Origin of the sequence: Pseudomonas mosselii, from assembly GCF_005796105.1 — a bacterium.
GTDB lineage: Bacteria > Pseudomonadota > Gammaproteobacteria > Pseudomonadales > Pseudomonadaceae > Aquipseudomonas > Aquipseudomonas mosselii_C.
This window is the reverse complement of record NZ_VAUO01000054.1, coordinates 1-412: the sequence shown is the minus strand read 5'-3', so window position 1 is coordinate 412 and position 412 is coordinate 1. Positions and strand designations below refer to the sequence as shown.

The window sequence follows — 412 nt, the reverse complement described above, 5'->3', positions numbered from 1 at the left end:
TATTCGACGACTATTTCGCCGCCCAGCAAGTCGATCAGGCCGATGTCACCTACGCCGGGTATGCGCCCGCCAGGGAGCTTGGCTTCGTCGCCTCGGAAATGGGCCTTGGTTACATGCGCGAGGCGGTTAGCTGGCCGGGCAAGGCAGTCGATACACTTTCGCAGGTCGCCCAGCATCCAATCGACACCGTGCAAGGGGTGTGGGCTGGCTTGCTGGACAGCGCCAGTGCAGGCTACGCTTGGGCCACCAGTGATATCCCAGCCCAAGGCATCGAGCGGGCCATTGACGAGGCTCAGGCCAAGGGGCCGCAGGGTACGGGCGAGTTCCTGTTTGACGCGACCACTGGCATTTTGACTGCTGAATTGGGTGGGGTGGCGGTCAAGTGGGTGTCGGGGCGCTGGGTGGCTTCGGG

Annotated in this window: 1 protein-coding gene; it reads left to right on the top strand. The window is 63.6% G+C overall.

The annotated features are described in order from the left end of the window. Window positions 1-412 (top strand): hypothetical protein (locus FEM01_RS24270; RefSeq protein WP_171031024.1); only part of this gene is annotated, 412 nt, incomplete at both ends.